The 20,899-nt window shown below is 46.6% G+C and carries 15 protein-coding genes; 9 read left to right on the top strand and 6 right to left on the bottom strand.

Translation table 11 applies throughout. From position 1 onward, the window contains the following. Positions 1-59 precede the first annotated feature (59 nt). The 4 genes from QUA25_RS04590 to QUA25_RS04575 all read left to right on the top strand — a co-directional run bounded on the left by QUA25_RS04590 (position 60) and on the right by QUA25_RS04575 (position 3,563). Entirely contained in the window at positions 60-2,210 is a 2,151-nt protein-coding gene (locus QUA25_RS04590; protein WP_333035976.1) for a COR domain-containing protein, read from the top strand. Between the two features lie 66 nt (positions 2,211-2,276). Beyond that, a complete protein-coding gene (locus QUA25_RS04585; RefSeq protein WP_333035931.1) occupies positions 2,277-2,789 on the top strand; it encodes a dihydrofolate reductase family protein in 513 nt (170 codons plus the stop codon). A gap of 123 nt (positions 2,790-2,912) precedes the next feature. Then, the gene (locus tag QUA25_RS04580; protein WP_333035930.1) at positions 2,913-3,248 is read left to right on the top strand and encodes a XisI protein; all 336 of its coding nucleotides are present in this window, start codon (positions 2,913-2,915) and stop codon (positions 3,246-3,248) included. A gap of 42 nt (positions 3,249-3,290) precedes the next feature. Continuing rightward, positions 3,291-3,563 carry a hypothetical protein gene (locus tag QUA25_RS04575; RefSeq protein ID WP_333035929.1) on the top strand — a complete coding sequence of 91 codons (273 nt, stop codon included), beginning with the start codon at positions 3,291-3,293 and terminating at the stop codon, positions 3,561-3,563. An 83-nt stretch (positions 3,564-3,646) separates the two neighbouring features. Here the strand turns inward: QUA25_RS04575 and ileS are convergent, their stop codons facing one another. From ileS to QUA25_RS04560, 3 genes are all read right to left on the bottom strand, one after another. After that, the gene (ileS, locus tag QUA25_RS04570) at positions 3,647-7,246 is read right to left on the bottom strand and encodes an isoleucine--tRNA ligase (RefSeq protein ID WP_333035928.1); all 3,600 of its coding nucleotides are present in this window, start codon (positions 7,244-7,246) and stop codon (positions 3,647-3,649) included. A gap of 255 nt (positions 7,247-7,501) precedes the next feature. Further along, on the bottom strand, positions 7,502-8,065 hold the full coding sequence (locus QUA25_RS04565) for a Uma2 family endonuclease (RefSeq protein WP_333035926.1): 564 nt from the start codon (positions 8,063-8,065) through the stop codon (positions 7,502-7,504). Positions 8,066-8,386: 321 nt separating this feature from the next. Further along, entirely contained in the window at positions 8,387-8,797 is a 411-nt protein-coding gene (locus tag QUA25_RS04560) for an Npun_F0494 family protein (protein WP_333035924.1), read from the bottom strand. A 130-nt stretch (positions 8,798-8,927) separates the two neighbouring features. Here QUA25_RS04560 and QUA25_RS04555 point away from each other — a divergent pair, with 130 nt between their 5' ends. After that, complete coding sequence (locus tag QUA25_RS04555) at positions 8,928-10,493, top strand: tetratricopeptide repeat protein (RefSeq protein WP_333035922.1); 1,566 nt, start codon at positions 8,928-8,930, stop codon at positions 10,491-10,493. Positions 10,494-10,534: 41 nt separating this feature from the next. Here QUA25_RS04555 and QUA25_RS04550 read toward each other — a convergent pair whose 3' ends face one another. Next, positions 10,535-10,675, bottom strand: a complete 141-nt coding sequence (locus QUA25_RS04550) for a hypothetical protein (RefSeq protein ID WP_333035921.1) — start codon at positions 10,673-10,675, stop codon at positions 10,535-10,537. A gap of 285 nt (positions 10,676-10,960) precedes the next feature. Here QUA25_RS04550 and QUA25_RS04545 point away from each other — a divergent pair, with 285 nt between their 5' ends. From QUA25_RS04545 to QUA25_RS04535, 3 genes are all read left to right on the top strand, one after another. Continuing rightward, on the top strand, positions 10,961-12,451 hold the full coding sequence (locus QUA25_RS04545) for a catalase (protein WP_333035920.1): 1,491 nt from the start codon (positions 10,961-10,963) through the stop codon (positions 12,449-12,451). A 329-nt stretch (positions 12,452-12,780) separates the two neighbouring features. Continuing rightward, the gene (locus QUA25_RS04540; RefSeq protein WP_333035919.1) at positions 12,781-13,221 is read left to right on the top strand and encodes a peroxiredoxin; all 441 of its coding nucleotides are present in this window, start codon (positions 12,781-12,783) and stop codon (positions 13,219-13,221) included. A gap of 434 nt (positions 13,222-13,655) precedes the next feature. Beyond that, the gene (locus QUA25_RS04535) at positions 13,656-16,310 is read left to right on the top strand and encodes a C39 family peptidase (RefSeq protein WP_333035917.1); all 2,655 of its coding nucleotides are present in this window, start codon (positions 13,656-13,658) and stop codon (positions 16,308-16,310) included. A 96-nt stretch (positions 16,311-16,406) separates the two neighbouring features. Here QUA25_RS04535 and QUA25_RS04530 read toward each other — a convergent pair whose 3' ends face one another. After that, a complete protein-coding gene (locus QUA25_RS04530) occupies positions 16,407-17,294 on the bottom strand; it encodes a PEP-CTERM sorting domain-containing protein (protein WP_333035915.1) in 888 nt (295 codons plus the stop codon). A gap of 824 nt (positions 17,295-18,118) precedes the next feature. After that, entirely contained in the window at positions 18,119-18,334 is a 216-nt protein-coding gene (locus QUA25_RS04525; protein ID WP_333035914.1) for a hypothetical protein, read from the bottom strand. Positions 18,335-18,946: 612 nt separating this feature from the next. Here QUA25_RS04525 and QUA25_RS04520 point away from each other — a divergent pair. Continuing rightward, on the top strand, positions 18,947-20,830 hold the full coding sequence (locus tag QUA25_RS04520) for a ferredoxin--nitrite reductase (protein WP_445242194.1): 1,884 nt from the start codon (positions 18,947-18,949) through the stop codon (positions 20,828-20,830). The last annotated feature ends 69 nt before the right edge of the window (positions 20,831-20,899 follow it).

Here is a 20,899-nt window from a genome sequence, read left to right as displayed (position 1 = left end):
AACACAGCTATGTAACTGTATGTAAACAGGGCTAACTTAGCCACGCTTAGGGCATTTGAATACTTTACAGCCGTTTACATAATTGTGTTTTACAGCGCCTACCTACTTACCTGGATCTCCGTGACAATCCCCTGCCCATTTCTCCAGAAGTTCTAGGGCCCGCCAACCGGAACGAAGCCCCCGGTACTCCCGCCACCATCTTCAACTACCTGCGCCAACTCCGCAGCGGCGAAGTCCGCCCCCTCAACGAAGCCAAAGTCCTCCTCGTCGGGCAAGCCAGCGTCGGCAAAACCTCGCTGATCAACCGCCTCACCCACAACAAATACAACCCCAACGAACCCCAAACCCACGGAATCACCATCACCGACTGGCAAATTACAGTCCACACCAAACCCGTCAAACTGAACGTCTGGGACTTTAGCGGACAAGAAATCAATCACCACACCCACCAATTTTTCCTTACCAAACGCAGCCTCTACCTGCTGGTGTGCAACTGCCGCACCAGCGAAGACGAAAACCGCCTCGAATACTGGCTGAAACTGATCGAAAGCTTCGGCGACGCATCCCCCGTCATTCTCGTCGGCAACAAGTGCGACGAACAACCCCTGGATCTCAACCGCAAAGCCTTGCGCGACAAGTATCCCAACATCAAAGCGATTATCGAAACCTCCTGCCAAAGCGGAACCGGAATCGACGAACTCCGCAGCGCCATCAACACCGAAATCTCCCAACTCAAAGAAGTCTACGATCTTTTGCCGCTAAGCTGGTTCCAAGTCAAGCAGCGCCTGGAAAACCTCGACAAAGACATCATCAGCATCAGCGAATACGCCACCATCTGCGCCACACAAAACATCCTGGCAGAAACCGACCAAACCCAACTGATCGGACTGCTGCACAACCTGGGCATTGTCCTCAACTTCCGCGAACACCCGATCCTGCAATCCACCAACATCCTCAATCCCCACTGGGTGACAGAAGGCATCTATGCCCTCCTCAGCGACGACGCACTCAAAGTCAAAACCAAAGGCATTCTCACCTACGCCGACCTCAGCCGCATCCTCGACTCAAATAAATATCCCAGCCACCGCTACCACTGCCTCACTGGGTTGATGGAGGAATTTGAACTCTGCTTCCCCGTCAGCCATTGTCCCGCGCCGACTTTCCTCATCCCCGGCATCTTGCCCAAAGAAGAACCGCAAAACACCAAACTCCAAGGCGAAACCCTGGAATTTCAATATCACTACCGCATCCTCCCCGACAGCATCCTCTCGCGCTTCATCGTCCTCAACCACGACAAAATCCACAACTGCACCCACTGGCGCACGGGGGTTATGCTGGAGTACACCGAAGGCGCTGAGGTGTACAACATCGCCCGGATTAAATCTGACCCGGAAGATAAGAAAATCTTTATTGCCGTTAGCGGGCGGGAATCGACGCGGCGTTCTTTCCTCAGCATGATTCGCGATACGTTTACCAAAATCCACAACTCTTTTGCCAATCTGGAAATCAGTCAATGGGTGCCGGTTCCGGATTATCCCGATGCCGATCCGCTGGATTATGATGAATTGCTAGGGCTGGAGGATATGGGCGAAAATACAAAGCTTGTCGGCAAACTTAAGCTGCGTCTGAATTTGCGGCAGTTGCTGGATGGCTATGAGTCGATCGAACTTCGGCGCAGAAACCAAATGGGCGATCGAGAAATGGAAAAATACGGAAGAGAATATGACGATCTTGTAGATATCGCTAAATTAGCTGTTAGTAGACCAATTATTAATAAAGCAGAAGCAAAAATGACTCAAAACTCTTCTGAAACCAACAACTTTCAAGGTGCTTTTCAAGGTGCTAACTTCTCCGGCAATATCGGCGGTTCGTCGAACAGTGCCGAAGTTGCTGGCAATCAATCCCTGCAAAACAATAACACCAATACCGCAGAACTTTTCAAACTGATTTCCTCGATGCGTGAAACCGCCGATCAGTTTCCCGAAGACATCCGCGAGGGGATAATTATCGATATTGAAGATGTTGAAACCGAAATCAAGAAACCGGAAAACCAATGGAATAAAACTCGATTAAAGAAAAGCTTAACAGCTCTTGTAGCGGCGGGTACTGCGATCGGAGTTGGCATCGCTGGCGTGACTGATTTTGCTGATAAGGCGATCGATGTCGGTCAAAAGCTGGGTATCGAACTCAAGCTACCGTCACGACACTAAATCATTTAAAATTAAGGTTACTGGGGCGATGTTCGCCCCAATCATTCCAAAAATCTGGGTTTTGCCATGCGTAAAATTGTACTATTCATTGCATCTAGTCTGGACGGTTATATCGCCCGCTCGAATGGCGATATTGACTGGCTGTTTACAGACCAAAATTACGGTTATAATAAATTCTTAGATAGCATCGATACGGTTCTCATGGGTCGAAAGACTTACGAACAAGTTCTAACTTTTGGCGAGTATCCGTACCAGGAAAAAAAGAGTTATGTTTTTACGAAAAATCTAGATTTTCAAGCCACTTCGGATGTGGAAGTGGTAACAGATTTAGAGAGTTTTGTCAATGATTTGCGCTTGATTGAGGGCAAAAATATTTGGTTGGTGGGAGGTGCTCTGCTGATTCGCGATTTCCTGAATCAAAACTTTGTCAACGAAGTGATTCTCTCGGTTCATCCGCTTATTTTAGGCGATGGAATTCCTTTATTTGTTAATCCCATAAATACTACAGCTTTGCAGTTAACTGGATGTCAGACATATAGTTCTGGTATGGTTCAGCTATCTTACGATGTCGCCACGTGAGGGCGATCGATCGCAGCAGCTTGCGCGCTTTGGCTGCTATAAGATAGATATAGAAGCTGTATGAGGGAGAAATAGCTGGTAGAGATTTATTTCACGATGCTGTAAAAAAGAGGTAATTGTGGAATGGAAAGAGTAGAGCATTACCGCCAGTGTATCCGCAAATTGCTAACTCAACAAGCCACGCTAGAAAAGCCTAATTCAGACGTTGAATGCCAGCTTGTTTTTGATTGGGAACACGACCACTATCAGTTACTAGATGTTGGCTGGGAGGGACTAAAGCGGATATACAACTGTTTCATTCATTTGGATATCAAGGATGGCAAAATTTGGATTCAGCGCAATATGACAGAAGTGGATATTGCACGGGAATTTGTCGAGATGGGAGTGTCTGAGGATGATATTGTGTTGGGGTTGCATCCACCTTACAAGCGTCCGCATACAGGGTTCGGAGTAGCGTAAAGGAAAATGCGATCGCAGATGATGAAATGTGTTTGCTACTTTTTGCTATTAATATCTTTTTTCTCGGTGGCGCTTCCTGCTGAGGCCTCTGTATGTCGCAATTATCAAGGGCGCGAGATTTGCATTGTCGATATCAAACGCAGTGCGAAAAACTATTGGGAATACAGGGTAATTCTGAGTGTTGATGGAGTAAAACAGCCTCTGGAAGTCTACAATTGCCGCGATCGCACTACAGTTAAGAAAGATGGAACTGTTTTGGCGTTTGGACAAAAAAACCCTGGTGAAATCGTCTGCCGTTTTTTTAATCAGAAATAAGCAAATGAAGTTATTGTAAGGTGCGCTTCGGGCTGAATGTGGCTACCACAAACTCAAGAATTTTTCCCGAAGCGCAGCCTACGTTAGAATTTGCCGTCTACTGCTGAAACGCAGCGTTCGCAAATTAGCGGATGTTCGATCGACTCGCTGACGTGAGTCGAGTAATTCCAGCAACGATCGCACTTTTCCCCGTCTGCTTTCACTACACCAATCGCCAACTCTGGAGACTGATAACTGTACGGCAATTCTTGCAGGATTGCATTCGATTCTACCAGTTCCACTTCCGAAGTAATGAACAAATACCGCAGTTCGTCTACACCCTTGCCGGTCATAGTAGAATCGGGCGTTACAGCTATTTCAGCAGGAATTTCTGGTTTGGAATCGATCGCAACTAATTCTGCTTGCGGGATTTCGGGTGTTTCTACAAACACTTTTTCGGCTGGGGCTGTTTGTACGATCGCCTCTGTTTCTACAAGCACAAGCGCTGTATCTAATGCCGGTGCGAGGACGATCGCCTTTGTTTCTGCAAGTACAAGCGCTGTACTCCGGCCCACCACATCTGCTGTCAGGAAATCAATTTGTTCTGCAATTTTTTGACGGTTGGCGGCAAACAGCAAGTGACGGAAAGCAAACCAGATTGTAAATAAGATGCCGATGACTTCAAAGAAGCCTCCCAACATCGGAATCTGATTCATCGTATCCAAAATCGCCAGCGTTACTCTGCCCGTTACTAACACAGAGGCTAACAGCCCAAGTGTTACCAGCGCTTGTTGGTATTCTGTAAAAAAGTTGCCCGCGTATTCAGGCAAATTAGCTAAAAACTCGGCGGCTTGATCTAAGATTGGCTGCGAATCTGAAGCCGACGGTTCAGGGACAGAATACTGTACGATCTCAGAAGATCGATCGCCCTTTTCTATCGTTTCCTCCTCAACATAAATTGTCTTTTCTGTCAAGACTTTGGCAACTTTTGCTGCTTGTTCTTCCTGTCGATCTTGTGCTGCTTTTGCCTTCTCCTCTGCTGCTAACTCGATGACTGAATTTTGCGATCGCACATAATCGACCAATTCTTCGCTGCTGGGATTCAAAGCTTGCAATTGCTGCCGTTTCTCAACATCGGGAACGTACAATAAAACCTTAGCTTCCAAAGAAGAACCGATCGCCTTTTCAATCCTGGCTTTTTCCAAAACCTTGTTAACTTCGCCGCGAACTTGCCGCAAATACTGCCAGCGAGTAGCCAATTCTGGATTATGCCATGAAGCATCAATTTGCACCCAACCGGCTTCAAACACGGACTTGTAAGGAGTCGGATAGGGAAGGTACTGCCAAATATCCTCAGCCATGTGACACAAAACAGGTGCGATCGCCCTTGCTAAATTCTCCACAGCAATTGCAATCACCGTCTGACAACTGCGGCGGCGACTGGTATCTGTCGCGCTGATGTAAAGTCGGTCTTTGGCAATATCCAAGTAAAAATTAGACAAATCCACCGTGCAGAAATTCTGCACAGTTTGGAAAAAGCGGGAAAATTGGAAGCTTTCAAAAGCATCTTGGACTTCCGCAAAAACTTCGCCCATTCTGTGCAGCATATAGCGGTCGAGTTCCGGCAATTCCTCGTAAGCAACGGCATCTTTCGCCGGATCGAAGTCGTGCAAATTGCCCAGCAAAAACTTAGCTGTGTTGCGAATTTTCCGGTAAACATCCGATTGCTGTTTGAGAATGTTTTTGCCCAAAGGCACATCGGCAGAGTAGTCTACCGAAGACACCCACAACCGCAAAACATCGGCTCCATATTCCTTAATTACGGCTGCCGGATCGACGACATTTCCTTCAGATTTGCTCATCTTGCGGCCTTTTTCATCCAGCACAAAACCGTGAGTCAAAACTGTTTTGTAAGGAGCAACGCCGTTAGTTGCTACACTGGTAAGCAAACTCGATTGAAACCAGCCGCGATGTTGGTCTGAACCTTCCAAATAGATATCAGCCGGATAGTTTAATTCCGATCGACCTTTGGCAACTGCGGCCCAAGAAGAACCGGAGTCAAACCATACATCCATCGTGTCTGTACCCTTGCGGTAAGTGCGGCCGTTATTGCGGTAAGATTCCGGCAGTAATTCGGCGATCGACAATTCCCACCAAGCATCAGAACCTTTGTCAGCAAAGATAGCTTGCACGTGGGCGATCGTTTCTTCATTTAACAGCGGTTCGTTGGTTTCTTCGTCGTAGAATACGGGAATGGGAACGCCCCAAGTCCGCTGGCGAGAAATACACCAATCCGATCGATCGCCCACCATTGCAGTAATCCGATTTTCCCCTTGGGCGGGAATCCAATTCACATCGGCGATCGCTTTTAGGGCTTCATCGCGGAACCCTTCAACGGAAGCAAACCACTGTTCCGTCGCCCGAAAAATGGTCGGCTCTTTAGTGCGCCAATCGTAAGGATAAGAGTGAGCGTAACTTTCCTCTTTTATCAAACAATTTGCTGCTGCAAGGGCATCAATCACTGCGCCATTGCCGTCTCGGACGCCTTTTCCCAGGACATTTAAACCTGCAAACTGTCCGGCTTCTGCGGTGAAATTTCCGTTCTCGTCTACGGGTGTTAAAACTGGTAAACCGCAGCGTTTTCCGACGATAAAGTCTTCTTGTCCGTGACCGGGTGCGGTGTGCACCAATCCCGTCCCGGAATCAGCGGTAATGTAGTCGCCGCCGGCAACGATCGGACTTTCGCGATCGAACAGCGGGTGTTTGTAGCTGCAACCTTCTAATTCTTTGCCTTTGAAGGTGGCAAGTATTTTTAATTCAGTGTTAAAAGTTGCCGACAGCCGATCGACCGCATCGACAGCTACTAACATAAATTGTTGTGCGATGTGGGAATTTGCCGGCGGTTCCACCACCGCATAAGTCAGTTCGGGATTGACTGCGATCGCCAAGTTTGCCGGAATTGTCCAGGGAGTAGTCGTCCAAATCGCCGCCCAGAGGCTCGGCATATAGCGCTTGAGCTTCGTTTGCAAGGATTTTGACAATTTTCTCACATGAAAGCCGACGTAGATGCTGCGCGACGTGTGGCCTTCGGGATATTCCAATTCCGCTTCGGCGAGGGCTGTTTTGGAACTCGGACTCCAGTGAACCGGTTTAAAGCCGCGGTAGATGTAGCCTTTGAGCACCATTTGACCGAAAACGCCGATTTGAGCGGCTTCGTATTCGGGTTTCAGGGTTAAATACGGGTGTTCCCAGTCGCCCCAAACGCCGTAGCGCTGGAAGGATTCGCGCTGCTGTTCCATTGTTTGCTGCGCGAAGGCGGCGGCTTTGCGGCGGAGTTCGATCGGGGTAAGATTTAGCCGATCGTCCGATTTCATGTTTTGCAATACTTTAAGTTCGATCGGCAATCCATGACAATCCCAACCGGGGACATAGCGGACTTTTTTGCCGCGCAGCATTTGGTAGCGGTTGATAAAGTCTTTGAGGATTTTGTTGAGGGCGTGGCCGATGTGAAGTTGTCCGTTGGCGTAGGGGGGCCCGTCGTGCAGGATGAACAAGTCGCCTGGGTTATTTTCCGAAAGGCGATCGTAGATTTCTTGATCTGCCCAAAATTGTTGCAATTCTGGTTCCCGTTTGACGGCGTTGGCGCGCATATCAAACTTGGTTTTGGGCAGATTTACCGTGTCTTTGTAAGATTTAGCTTCCATTTTTGAGAAACGTTTTATGTAGTTAGTTGTTAGTAGTTAGCGGTTATTTGAAAGATGATATCAAGTCCGGTTAAATAATCATAATTAAGTTTGTAGTGACAACTTTAGTCATCTCTCGTCATTGAAGAGCTGACAACCAGATATTTTAGTATAAGCGATCGACCGCACATTTGATCGAACCAAATCCGTAGGGCGAGCTCTCTTCTCCCTCCTCCGCGCCCTCTGCGGTTAAATCATTCATAAATCGAGGTGGCGCTACTCAGTCAGCCAACTGAACATTTCACCGACGGTGAGATTAAAGGATTCGGCAAAGGTTGGAACCGGGATGCGATCGCCCCCTTCTTCAAAAACTGCTATGGTGCGATCGGCAAAATAGACAAATACCAGTTCTTCTTCCGGGTCAATCAGCCAGCCCATCTGGGTTCCGTGGGCGAGACTGTGGAGAATGTTGCGGACGACTTTAGTTTGGCTTTGATCGGGGGAAAGAATTTCGATTGTCCAGTCGGGGGCGATGGCGAAAGTGTTTGCCACTTCGCCGTTTTCGTCGCGGGGAATGCGTTCCCAGGTAAAGACTGCAAGATCGGGTACTGTCGATCGACCGCCAAAGGTACAGCGCAATTCTGGATAGGCGCGGGCGATGCGTTGGGGTTTGAGTACCCGGTTAATGTCAGCACCCAAATCGCTTTGAATTGTGCTGTGTTTTCCTTGGGGCATAGGTTTCTGGATAATTTGACCGTCGATGAATTCGCTGGCGGGTTTGGTTTCCGACAGTTGGAGAAAATCATCGAGACTCAAAGGTTTAGAAGCGGTTTGAACCATTGTTTTTAGTCGATTTAAATTTAATTTGTATTAGTTAAGTGATCGCGCATTTAATTTATCAAGAAAATGGGTCTAAAACCCCGTCCTTCGCTTGACGGCTTTAAGGGGTCTAACTCGTTTGACGGCGAGTCCGACAGGGATTGAAATCCCTGTCTAATAGCGGAAGTCCTCTGCAAGAGGACTGAGGAGGTTGATTAACGTGAAATGCGAAACTCAACATCAAGTTGAATTTAGACTTGCAGTCGGTTTTAACCGACTTTTGCTATGAGACAGGGAATTCATTCCCTGTCGGACTGTCGAACTAGGGCAAGTGAAAACCCCTCATAGAAATACTCCCAACCCGCGGCTGACGGCATTTCCCATGCGATCGCACAATGACGCGGCCGGCACTCCCTGTGCCTCCTGTTCCCATTTTTCCACGAGTTGGCGGCCCAGGGGCGTGAGGCGAAAACTGTCGGTAATCCCTTGTCCGTCTACTTCCCGCCGCAACACGCCGACTTGGATCAGCCACAGCAGGGAGTTTTCGGCTACGAGTTCGGATACGGGCGATCGCGTGTAGCCGCTTTCGACACCGGAATTTGAGGCGATCGCAGTTAGGAAAACACTGTTATCGCGGATTGTCTGGAAGAAGTGTAATTGAAAAGGGGAACAGCGGACCGCGCGATCGGCTCTTTTTACGGTGCGATCGGGATAACTAATAGATTTAAACGCTTCGGATGGGATAAAAGTCATTGAGAGAATTTCTGAACAGCTACTATATTTTTAATTGTTACAGATTTATAGTCAAACTGGAGTTGTGAAAAGCATACCAAGTTCCGAGGAAGTAGACTAGGCTTATCGAACTTAGAAATAAAGAAAGATTATGCCTTTACCAAAAGTTCCTAAAAAATTCTTGCCCAAGTTAACCTCAGTTTTCTTATTGTTATACGTGGCAGCGACACTGCCGTGGTTTACCAATCGCCTCACCTCCTTTGCTTATATTGTTCAAGCGATTGTGCAGCGTAGTCTAAATGCAGAAGATGAAGAGATCGCAGCTTACCGCCAAGCCATTAAAGTTGACCCTCAGTTTGCTTGGGCTTACAACTTACTCGGCAATGCGCTTTCTGACAAGTGGAAATTTAATGAAGCAATAGCAGCTTACCGCCAAGCCGTCCAAATAGATCCAAACGATACCAAAGCTTATAAAAGTCTGGGCCATCTGCTGTTTTTTTTCCAAGGCAAACCAGATGAAGCGATCGCAGCTTACCGCCAAGCCATCCAAATAAATCCCAATGATGCCGAAGCTTACAGCCGTTTAGGTTGGGCCCTACAGCAACAGGGGAGATTAGATGAGGCGATCGCAGCTTACCGCCAAGCCATCCAAATAGATCCCAATGATGCTGAAGATTACTACTATTTAGGTGCGATTTTTCAGAAACAGGGGAAACTGGAAGAGGCGATCGCCACCTCTCAAAAAGCGATTCAATTCAACCCTAAAAATGACAGTGCCTACAACAGCCTGGGCGTGATCCTGAACAAGCAGGGGAAACCAGATGAAGCGATCGCCACCTATCAAAAAGCGATTCAACTCAACCCTAAAAATACCCAAGCTCACATCAATTTAATTTTTACTTTACAGCAACAAGGGAAGTTCGATCGAGTAATTGAAGCCTGTAAGAGGGCAATTGCATTAGATCCCAACTCTCTGACTGTTAAATTATTTCTCAAAGAGACGGAACGGCTCTTAGCTCAGCAGAAAAATCCGCAATTGTTGGCTAGTCCAGAGCGATTGCCCAGTTTAAAAGATGAACCTTTTGTTTCATTAAAACGGTCGGTTGTCCGAGTTATTGTTAAAAGTTCTTCCGAGTTAAATTATGGTACTGGCTGGGTGGTAAAACGGCAGGGAAACAAAGGTTGGGTTCTTACCAATCGCCATGTGGCAACGGCGGGCAAAAATACACCCCAGGGCGATAAAAAAATTGAAGTTGAATTTTACAGTAAACCGCTCTCAGGCGAATTACGCAAGCGGAAACCCGCTAAGAGTGTTAAAATTACTGCTGCCTCTGACAACCTAGATTTAGCTTTACTAGAAGTCACCGACATTCCGAAAGATATTCAGCCTTTGCCCAGATCCTCGGCCTCAGTTGCCCTCAACGCACCTATCCGCATTATTGGATATCCCTACACCACCGAGGATTCGACAGTTGCAACAGGAGAAGTCATCACCAAGACTGACCAAGAGTTAGAAATGTCTGCAATTATAGCTCGCGGTAATTCTGGTAGTCCCGTATTAGACCAGCAAAATCGCGTTGTTGGCGTTGTGTGGAAAGGTAGTTACACCATCAGTCGAACACAGAATCAAGAGCTGGTTATATCTGGTACTGGTACTACTGCTGCTTTGCCGATCCAATCAGTTACAGAACAACTGAAAGATTGGGGTATTGATTAGGCAATTGCTGTAATGCTTTAGGTTTTAAAAATGGAAGGTTTTTAGGCATAAACTTTCCTGGATTCATAAGTGTCTGAGGCTTCGGCATCTTCTAAAGTCAGAAATTCGTGTAATTCATTAATAGAAAGAGGCCTGAGACAAACATCAGACTCTAATTCATAGACTTGGAAAAATGACTCCATAGCTTAGCTTGTTTGAGTTTATCAATAGATTGTTCAGGAGTATTTCTTTGACCCACCCAGCCATTGTTTAAACAAAAAAAACCAATAATCAGCCTTTTATCTGAGAATCACAGTGTAGAAATCAATCATATTTTATTGAGAAATTAGTTTTAATGGACTCAGCAAATTTTGAAAACACACTAATAATTTAACACAAAATCGCCCATCTGAGAATAACCTCCGCAGAAACACCTAATCCCCAGAAAGGTATAGAATACTTAGGATATAGCAATCAATTTACCCACTATGACAGAAGACAAAACATTGACAACCGCTAGCGGAATTCCGGTTGCAGATAACCAGAATTCCTTGACAGCAGGTGAACGCGGGCCTATCCTCATGCAGGATTTTCACCTGATGGAAAAACTGGCTCACTTCAACCGGGAACGCATTCCTGAGCGCGTTGTCCATGCAAAAGGAGCCGCTGCATTTGGCACGTTCACCGTCACCCATGACATTACTCGCTACACCAAAGCTCAGCTATTCTCAGAAGTTGGCAAAGAAACTCAGGTTCTCCTCCGTTTCTCTACAGTAGGCGGCGAACAAGGTTCAGCGGATGCCGAACGTGACCCCAGAGGTTTTTCGATCAAGTTCTACACCGAAGAAGGGAACTGGGATTTAGTAGGCAATAACACCCCTGTTTTCTTCATCCGCGATCCGCTCAAATTCCCTGATTTGATCCACACGCAAAAGCGCCATCCCCAAACGCATCTCAAAGATGCTGACGCGAAGTGGGATTTCTGGTCGCTGAGTCCAGAAGCTTTGCATCAGATAACTATTCTGTTTTCCGATCGCGGTACGCCGAAAAACCACCGCCACATGGACGGTTTTGGCAGCCATACGTTCAGCCTAATCAATGCTCAAGGAGAACGGGTTTGGTGCAAATTCCACTTCAAAACCATGCAAGGTATTGATAATTTCACCGCCGAAGAAGCGACGCAGATCAAAGGCAAAGACCCCGATCATGCGACTCGCGACTTGTTTGAGGCGATCGACCAAGGTAATTATCCCAAATGGCGGTTTTGCATTCAAGTAATGACCGAGGCCCAAGCCGCAGAGTATCGCGAAAACCCTTTTGACTTGACGAAAGTGTGGAAGCACTCAGAGTTTCCGTTAATTGACGTGGGAATTCTGGAACTCAATCGCAATCCACAAAACTTTTTTGCTGAGGTGGAACAAGCGGCATTTTCTCCTTCTAATGTCGTTCCAGGTATTAGCTTCTCTCCAGACAAAGTGCTGCAATCTCGCATCATGTCTTATCCAGATGCTCAACGCTACCGTCTCGGTGCAAACTATCAGCAATTGCCCGTAAATCAACCAAAGTGTCCGGTGATGCACTATCAACGGGATGGCGCAATGGCACCGGGTAACAACGGTGGTAGCGGGCCCAACTACGAACCAAACAGCCACGAGGATGCGCCGAAGCAAAACTGTGTTTATGCTGACCCAGCTTGGGACTTAGGAAATGTCAAAGTCGATCGCTACGATCACCGTCAGGGAAATGACGATTACACCCAAGCAGGAGACCTCTATCGCTTGATGAAACCCGACGCACAGCAGCGGCTTATCGCTAACATTGTGGAAAGTTTGAGTGCAGCAAAATCGGAGATTCAGATGCGCCAATTGTGCCATTTTTTCCGCGCCGATCCGAATTATGGCCGCCAAGTCGCAGAAGGCTTAGGAATTGCGATCGATCCGTCTATGATGCCCGCTGCTGGTCAACCGGTTGGTGTGTAAGCTGCTACACATCTAATTTGACAGTCAGTTTGTCCGATCGGATTGTCGGATGGTTAAGAAAGCCCCTCTTTCTATTCAATTTAGATGCGTAATAGCTTAGAATCTGAGAACATTTAATAGACATCTGCTTAAAAGCAGATGTCTATTGGAACTATGCGTGTAATAGGCACTCTTAGCCCGCGTCTTAGGTGCAAGCTAAATGCAGTAAAGCTTAACGTCATGGAGTTGGGGGCGATCGTGATTTTTTACAAAGGTCTCTTGCAAAGCGACAGAACCAACTAAAATAAGTTGAGGAACTGCAAGAAAAACCAAACAAGGGAAACAAAACTATGACTTTACCAGTTGGGTGCGCTGCCCCTCAATTTACCGCCAAAGACACTAATGGCAACACAGTATCCCTGTCCCAATTCGCAGGTAAAACCGTAATCTTGTATTTCTACCCGAAAGATGACACCCCCGGTTGCACAAGACAAGCCCAAAGCTTTAAAGCAGCTTATGAAGAATACAAGGGCAAAGATCTTGTAGTTCTCGGTGTCAGCCGAGACAACGAAGAGTCGCACCAAAAGTTCACAGAGAAATACGGTTTACCTTTTCAGCTATTAGCAGATGTTGATGGCACGATTACCAAAGCTTACGATGTCGAGAAAGGCGATTATGCCAAGCGCGTTACTTTCGTCATCGACGGTACTGGCAAAATCATTCAAGTTTATGAGGGCGAAACCCTGAAAGTTGACACTCACGCTCAAGATATTCTTGTCACCATAGTTTAGTCGAAGTTTAGCCGATCGCACTAACACTCCTACACGCACCAAACGGCTAAAAACCCGGTTTCTTCCTAGATGCCTCGTTGCTATAGGCAATATTGTCCTAGGAACCGGGTTTTTTTCGTAAGTCCTGACTCAGGAAGTGAGGGGTCAAAGGTACAGGGGGAAGCAACTTACTCGAACTAAATTCCTTCCCTCAAAACTTGCACCACAAATCCTCTCAACCAGGCATATATTCGGTTAAGGTGCTCATTGTACGCCTAAAGTGAGATTTGTGGCGCCACTCCCGCCAATAATTAAAAACTTATGCTGGAAAAGGCATTAACCGCCCGTAGGGTGAATCTAGGGGCGATTTTGTCCTAGTTCAGGTCATTGTGTTTAATAAAATCAGAAGTTATCCTTGCTTTAGCTGAATAATTAAGTAGGTAGGGGGATATATAATGACAAACAGCAACATTATTTTAAGTTACTTAGGCCCGCGAGAAATTGAGGTCAATAGAGCCGCGGTCTTAGTTGGCACTTTTGACAAAAATCTAGTGGCAGCGATTTCAGCAACAGAAGGCTCCAATGCCCTGAATGTAGGGATAAATCCCTCTAGAGGCATTTGGAACATCAGTTTAGAAAAAGGATTCGATAGCGCAGGAACTCGCACACTGCAGGTGAGGGCAAGTGATAAGACAGGCAAAGTAATCGGCCAACAAACAATTAACATCAAAGTTAATCCTGCTTCTCTGTCACCCGCTCAATTTTTCACGTTAATTACTCTCACAGATACCAAATTTAAAGCCGGAACGCTGCCCGCCAGCAATCTCAACGAGCTGCAAAAAGCGGACATACCAGCAGGGAAAATTTATCAAGTTACTGACTACGAGTTAGAAGACGGACATCTGAATGTTCAACTAAATAATCCAATTAATCCGGTAGGAAAGTCCGGCTTTTTCTACGAAAAACACGTACTCATCACCAAAGGCGCAAAAATTCTCATATTCGATCGCGCTGAGTTGCCGGTTCCGCCGCCTGGAATGCAGTTACTGTGGGTGATAAAAAAGACCTGGTTAAAGTTCACCCCCGTAGATTCTGGAACTTTAGGATCAACTCAGAAATTACAATTTAACCTGGGAGAAACTTTCAATCTTCTTGGCTACGCTTGCGTGGAAAACCATTTCCGAGTCGCTTTTGCTCGGGCAGTTCCTAACCTAGGAACTTCGGGATTTCTGTACTGGCAGCACGTCCAAATTTTGCGAGACGGCAGGGGAATTGAGTATGATAGAAATGCAGTTACGATGACAATCATCAAAACGACTGTGTTTAAAAAGCGGCCGATAAATGCCGCTAGCCTGCCACCCCAAGAAAAAATTACATTGCCGGCGGGAATGATTTACGGAATTGCCGGATTCTCGATCGAACAAAGCCACATTAAAGTCTCGCTGACCGAGAATTTGCCGCAATTTGGCAATACGGGTTTCATTTATCCCGATTTTGTGCAATTCAGCCGCGGTGGCAAATCTTTTAATCCCGCTGTGAATTTAACTTATCAAGGGCCGTCAGAAGTTTTAGTCAATCAGCCGATCGTCCTTCGGGGTACTTTTGACCGGCAACAAGCAGCAAAAATTGAGGTGATAGCTGAGGATAAATTTCCCCTAACCGTCACTCTAAACCAAGAAGCCAGCACTTGGCAAGTTAATTTGTCTAAAGGATTTAGCGTAGCGGGATCTCGGTGGCTTAGGTTGCGGGCAACTGACAGCAAAGGCAACGTTACTGGCAGCCAAATAATTTACATTACCGTAACTTCCGATCCGCTAACTGTCGGACAAGGTTTGACCTTAAAAATAGTTTCTGATACTTTGTTTAAGGTAGCTCCCCTTGATTCTTCCCGGCTCAACAATCAGCAAAAAGTTTTTGTCAAAGCAGGCCAGACGTTGACCGTTAGCAAATACGGATTTATTGACGGGCATCTCAAGGTGGTTCTGGATTCAGCAATTTGGCCTGTCGGCACTTTTGGCTATTTTTATGAACCCGACGTTCAGTTAGCCAAAGGTACTCAAATCCTAAAATTTAACCTGGCTGACGTACCGAATAGCAACGTCAGCGCTCAACTTTTGGTAACTCAAACAACTCAGATTAAAGCTAAGCCCGAAGATTCATCGAAACTGCCGGCGGATCAAATGGCTGACCTACTTTTAGGCACTACCTATGCCATCACTGGTTATGCCTGCATTTTGGGGCATTTCCGAGTAACTCTTGCCGAATCTATTCCCGGTTTCGGCAATATCGGATTTATTTATTGGCAGGACGTTAAAATTAAAAAAGACGGCAAAGAAGTTCCCTTTGACCCCGATGCTTTGACCATGACAATCCTGCAAGCAACTGTCTTTAAAAAACGGCCGGTAGATTCTGCTAGCCTGAGCAGTAGCGAGAAAACTACGCTGCCTTTAGGTCGAGTTTACGGCGTGAACAGCTACGGTGCGGAAGGATCTCACCTGAAAGTTTCCCTGACTGAAGAACTGCCTAATTTTGGCAATACAGGTTATGTTTTTCCTAGTTTTGTTCAGTTCAAGCGGGGAGATAAAATTTTCGATCCGGTTCCGAACAATGTGGAATTGAACGTGCCCTATTTTTCGCAGCGGGACAATCCGCGTTTTGACTGGTCTACTTGCAACGTAACTTCGATCGCCATGGTGCTTTATTATTATGGCCTTCGTTCTGAGTGGGGCGGACAGTTGGAGGATGAGTTGTTGCAGTGGTGTTTCGATTATGCCGGCCAGGGTTCTCAAACGGATCACAGTGTGCTTTCGGCGCTGATTCAAGCTTACGGGTTTAAGACGAGTTTTAGTACGACTCGCACGTGGGCAGAAGTGCGATCGGAATTGCTGAATCGGCGGCCAGTAGTTTTAGCCGGAGATTTTACTGCGGCCGGTCACATTCTTACTGTAATTGGCTACAATTCTCAGGGTTATATCGTGCAAGATCCTTGGGGAAATGCACTCACTGGTTACAGCGATACTGAGGGGAGAAAGTTGATGTATCCCTACAGTTACGTCAATCAAGTTGCTGGGCCAGATGGGAATGTTTGGGCGCATTTTATCTATCCATAATCTACTCTACGGTTTGCAATTTTTGAGGCACTACGCCTATTAGTAAGGTGTGCATAACAGCTATTCGTAAGGTACTGAATGCACACCCTACCTAACTTAGGAAATCTTGCGCTTACTTTTGCGCTTTGCTGCGCCAATACCTAAAAAGCTCAATCCTACTAAAGTACCAAACCAAGTAGAAGGTTCGGGTACAGCCTCAAACGATCCTTGAATAGCGATCGCATCATTAGCGCACTCGGCAAAAAAGTTAGCAATATAGTTACCCGAAGGCATTGAGGATTTATTGAAACTGAATCCAATTGTTTGAGAACCTACTGCATTAAACTGAGCAAAATCAAGACCGAGAGCGTTCAAAGTTGCTGGCGTTAAAAATTTGATTTCTCCTACTTTTGTACCCGTACCTATTGAGTTGAGAATAGTATAGTTTCCTGTTTGTTGAAAATAGGGGTCTGTGGCAGCTAAATCGCCCATTGATGGGGTGCCGCCTTGAGATGCCACTACCGTATTGAATTGGTTTAAATTGGTAAATCCAGAGTTAATTTGGGTGACGTTTTTAGCAGTAACGTTACTGTAAATGCCAGCCGTAGCTACGCTTGAGTCATTTCCTTCGGCAAAGCGGATACCAAACAAGCTGCCGTTTGCGTTAGCTGTATTGAAGTTTTGCCCGGAAAAATTGAAGAATAAATCGCCGTAGTTGATGTTGCCTCTTTGAGCTAGTGGGTCGGCATATCCTGCTAAACTTAGATTAGAGTTGATGGCGATGAAAGCTGTATCTGATGTTTCTTTGATGGCGATGCCGTAAAATTCAAATTCCCCGCCGCCGATTTGGGGCCCTGTCACGCCGTCGTTAAAGGAATCGATCGCATAATTCCAGCCGTTAGATAGCGTTGCTGCTGTAGCTTTTTGTTGCTGTAGTGCGAAAAGGGCACAGAAAATAGCCACTGAGTAAGTCCAGTGGATGCTGTTTTTAGCAATGGATTTCATAAAATGCTCCCTAGGAATCATTGTTAAATTGTCAAGTCTGCTCGCTCGACTGTTTTTAATTTTTAGTAAATCATACCTTCTGACCGAATTTCTTAAAGTTTTGCTAAAAATTTGGTCGGGCTACATCCTATCAACTAGATTGGTTAAAACAACCAACTCATGCCCGTAGCTCAATACAAGAATTACGCAGGCACAGTATTATAGTGGGGCTGCATAAGTCCTGTAGGTGCAAATAAACCGACTACCGGGTTGGGGCGGTTGAGAACAGCAATAAACTGCCTGCAAGTTCTGATCTAGGCGGTACCCGCCTCTACAATATCTTATTGTTTTTTCATGCTGAGCCATTTAATTGATTTTTTATTAATTACCAATTAATTTTGACAATTGGGGGCGTGAGGTTATGGATGCCGAGGCCGGATTTTATTAATAATTCGATTGTTTGATTAATAATTTTCATAAATAGTCTTTCATCCCCAGCCCTGTTCAATAATTATAATTACGTTGGTTGGGATGACTTGATTCCTCAAACTCCTCAAATGCCGCTCGCGCACAACAATTTTACTAATTTTACCATCAGCTTTCCACCCAAGCGGCTCTCAATTGAGCATCAAAACTGTGAATCACCACTTTTTCTGTAAGTGCCGCACAAAAGGATAATTGGATAATCAAAAAAAATCATACGGCAAGAACGATCGCAAGTTTTGAGAACACCCAATCAACTTCCGGCCCTACATCCGCTGCAGGCATCGTGGGTTCATTCTAACTCGGCCGATGGTTTCTGCACTCTTATGCGCTGCATAAATCAATCAAATTTTTAAATGCTGTTAATATATCGCCGACAGTTCGTTGACAATCTTGACTCTTCCCTTGAGCACAGAACGCAGCAGGCGGTTGATCGAATGTCTCTGTTCCTCGTCGAGAGAGTCGTCCAAAACAGCGGCCATCAAGCCGTAGCGATCGGCTAAAGTCAAACAACCTGTATCCGTAACAGAAGCAAGCATTTCGGAAATAGCGCCGGGGATAAGTTGAACTGAAAACATGAGACGTTCCCTGAATTCGATACTTATATCATCTCTCGTTGTCCGAAAATTAATAGTGACGCTGGCATAGCACACAACGTGATGTTTTGAGGCAAACTGTGTGACAGCGACCGCTCTAATGTTGTGACGATCTCGTTTTAAGTCTGCGATCGCACTCACAACATTAATCTTAGATATTCCAATTTCCCCCTCTTCCGTCGTAAATCTAAAGATTTAGAGAGATTTTTCGGTTTTTTGGGTGTCTTTACCCATCTCCCATGTATAAAACGCATCGGCATTATGCGAAATATTCATAAAACTCAATATTTTGTAAAAATAGCTACGAATATTTACAATCGTGGGCTTTACATTAGCTCATAACAAAGGTGCATCGAAACGCAGCGATCGACCGAATCATCGGTAGCAACTATAACCATAAATAGTTTGGCGACGTTCGAGCCAGCCCCCAGTAAAGCTCAAGTTTACCGAAGACCAACCATGCTTAAAAGAAATTCCATCTAGTAACTAAATATACAGTTTTAAATCCATACAGTCACTAAGGTTAGCAGGAAACACACACTTTATGCTCCAAGTCAATACCTCCCCACACAAGCCAGCAGCGAGGGTAAACCGATGACCCAAACAATAGAACCCAAAGCCCAAGCGAGCCTGAACAAGTTTGAAAAACTCAAAGCCGAAAAAGATGGCTTAGCATTAACAGCCGAACTCGACCACTTCGCCGCAATTGGCTGGGAAGCAATGGACGAAATCGATCGCGAGCACCGCCTCAAATGGCTCGGCATCTTCTTTCGACCAGTAACTCCCGGCAAATTCATGATGCGGCTGCGCTTGCCCAACGGCATCATTACTAGCAATCAAACCAGAACGCTAGCAGAAATCGTCCAACGCTACGGCGACGACGGCAGCGCCGACATCACCACCAGACAAAACCTGCAATTGCGCGGAATTCGCATCGAAGACGTACCCGACATCTTCCGCCGCCTCAAAGAAGCGGGCATGACCAGCATCCAGTCTGGCATGGACAACGTACGCAACATCACGGGTTCCCCAGTCGCGGGCCTGGACGCCGACGAACTGATAGATACGCGGGAACTGGCGAACCAAGTCCAAGACTTGATTACGAACAGCGGCGAAGGCAACCCCGCGTTTTCAAATTTGCCGAGAAAGTTTAATATTGCGATCGCAGGCTGCCGCGACAACTCAGTCCACGCAGAAATCAACGACATCGCCTTCGTACCCGCTTACAAAGACGGCAACATCGGCTTTAACGTTTTAGTCGGCGGTTTCTTCTCCGCCAAACGCTGCGAAGCTGCAATTCCTCTCAACGCATGGGCAAGTCCCAGCGACGTTGTAGATTTGTGCAAAGCAATTTTAACTGTGTTTCGCGATCAAGGCCCGAGAGCAAACCGCCAAAAATCGCGCCTGATGTGGCTGATTGACGAACTCGGAATCGAACAATTCCGAGCCGAAGTCGAACAAGAATTAGGTCGCACTTTGCCCGCCGCCGCACCCAAAGATGAAATCATCTGGGAGAAACGCGACCACATCGGCATCTACCCCCAAAAACAATCAGGACTCAACTATGTAGGGCTGCACGTTCCAGTCGGACGGCTGCAGGCATCGGATTTGTTCGATTTGGCCAGAATTGCCGAGGTTTACGGCAGCGGTGAGCTCAGGCTCACTGTCGAAGAAAACGTGATTATTCCCAACGTTCCCGACTCGCGGATTGAATCGCTGGTCAAAGAACCGCTGTTGCAGCGTTTTTCGCTCGATCCCGCACCGCTGACACGAGCCTTGGTTTCCTGCACCGGCGCCAAGTTTTGCAACTTCGCCCTCATCGAAACCAAAAGCCGCTCCGTGGCAATGATTGAGGAACTCGAAGCCGAACTTTCAGTACCCAAACCGGTCAGAATTCACTGGACGGGTTGCCCCAATTCCTGCGGTCAACCCCAAGTAGCAGACATTGGTTTGATGGGAACAAAAGTTCGCAAGAACGGCAAAACCCTCGAAGGTGTAGACATTTACATGGGAGGAACAGTCGGAAAAGACGCTCATTTGGGTACTTGCGTCCAAAAAAGCATCCCTTGCGAAGACCTCAAACCAGTGCTGCATCAATTGTTAGTCGAGCAGTTTGGGGCAGTTCCCAAAGAGATTACAGGGGATGTAGCTGTGCTGAACCGGCAACTGCAACTGACGGTTGACAGGGACGAAACGGCAGTCCCCGCAGCCAAACCTCAGACATCTACTGTCATTTTCGCTCGATCGGGCAAAGAAGTTGCTTGCAGCGAAGATGAGTTCATTCTCGATGTTGCCGAACGGGCCGGAGTCGAACTTGACAGCAATTGCCGGTCGGGAAGCTGTGGCACTTGCCAGCAAAAACTCCTTGAAGGCCAAACAGTCTACGACAGCCAACCCGACGCGGCCCGAGACTTAGAACCAGGGTTCATTTTAACTTGCAGCGCGCGGGCGATCGGCAAAGTGTCGATCGACGCCTAATCTCACATTGTGAGATGCGATGCGAAGGTTCCGAATCAATCTCACATCTCACATTTCCACGATCTCAAA

The organism is Microcoleus sp. Pol17C6, from assembly GCF_036701145.1.
Lineage (GTDB): Bacteria > Cyanobacteriota > Cyanobacteriia > Cyanobacteriales > Microcoleaceae > Microcoleus.
This window is presented reverse-complemented; position numbering and strand designations above follow the sequence as displayed.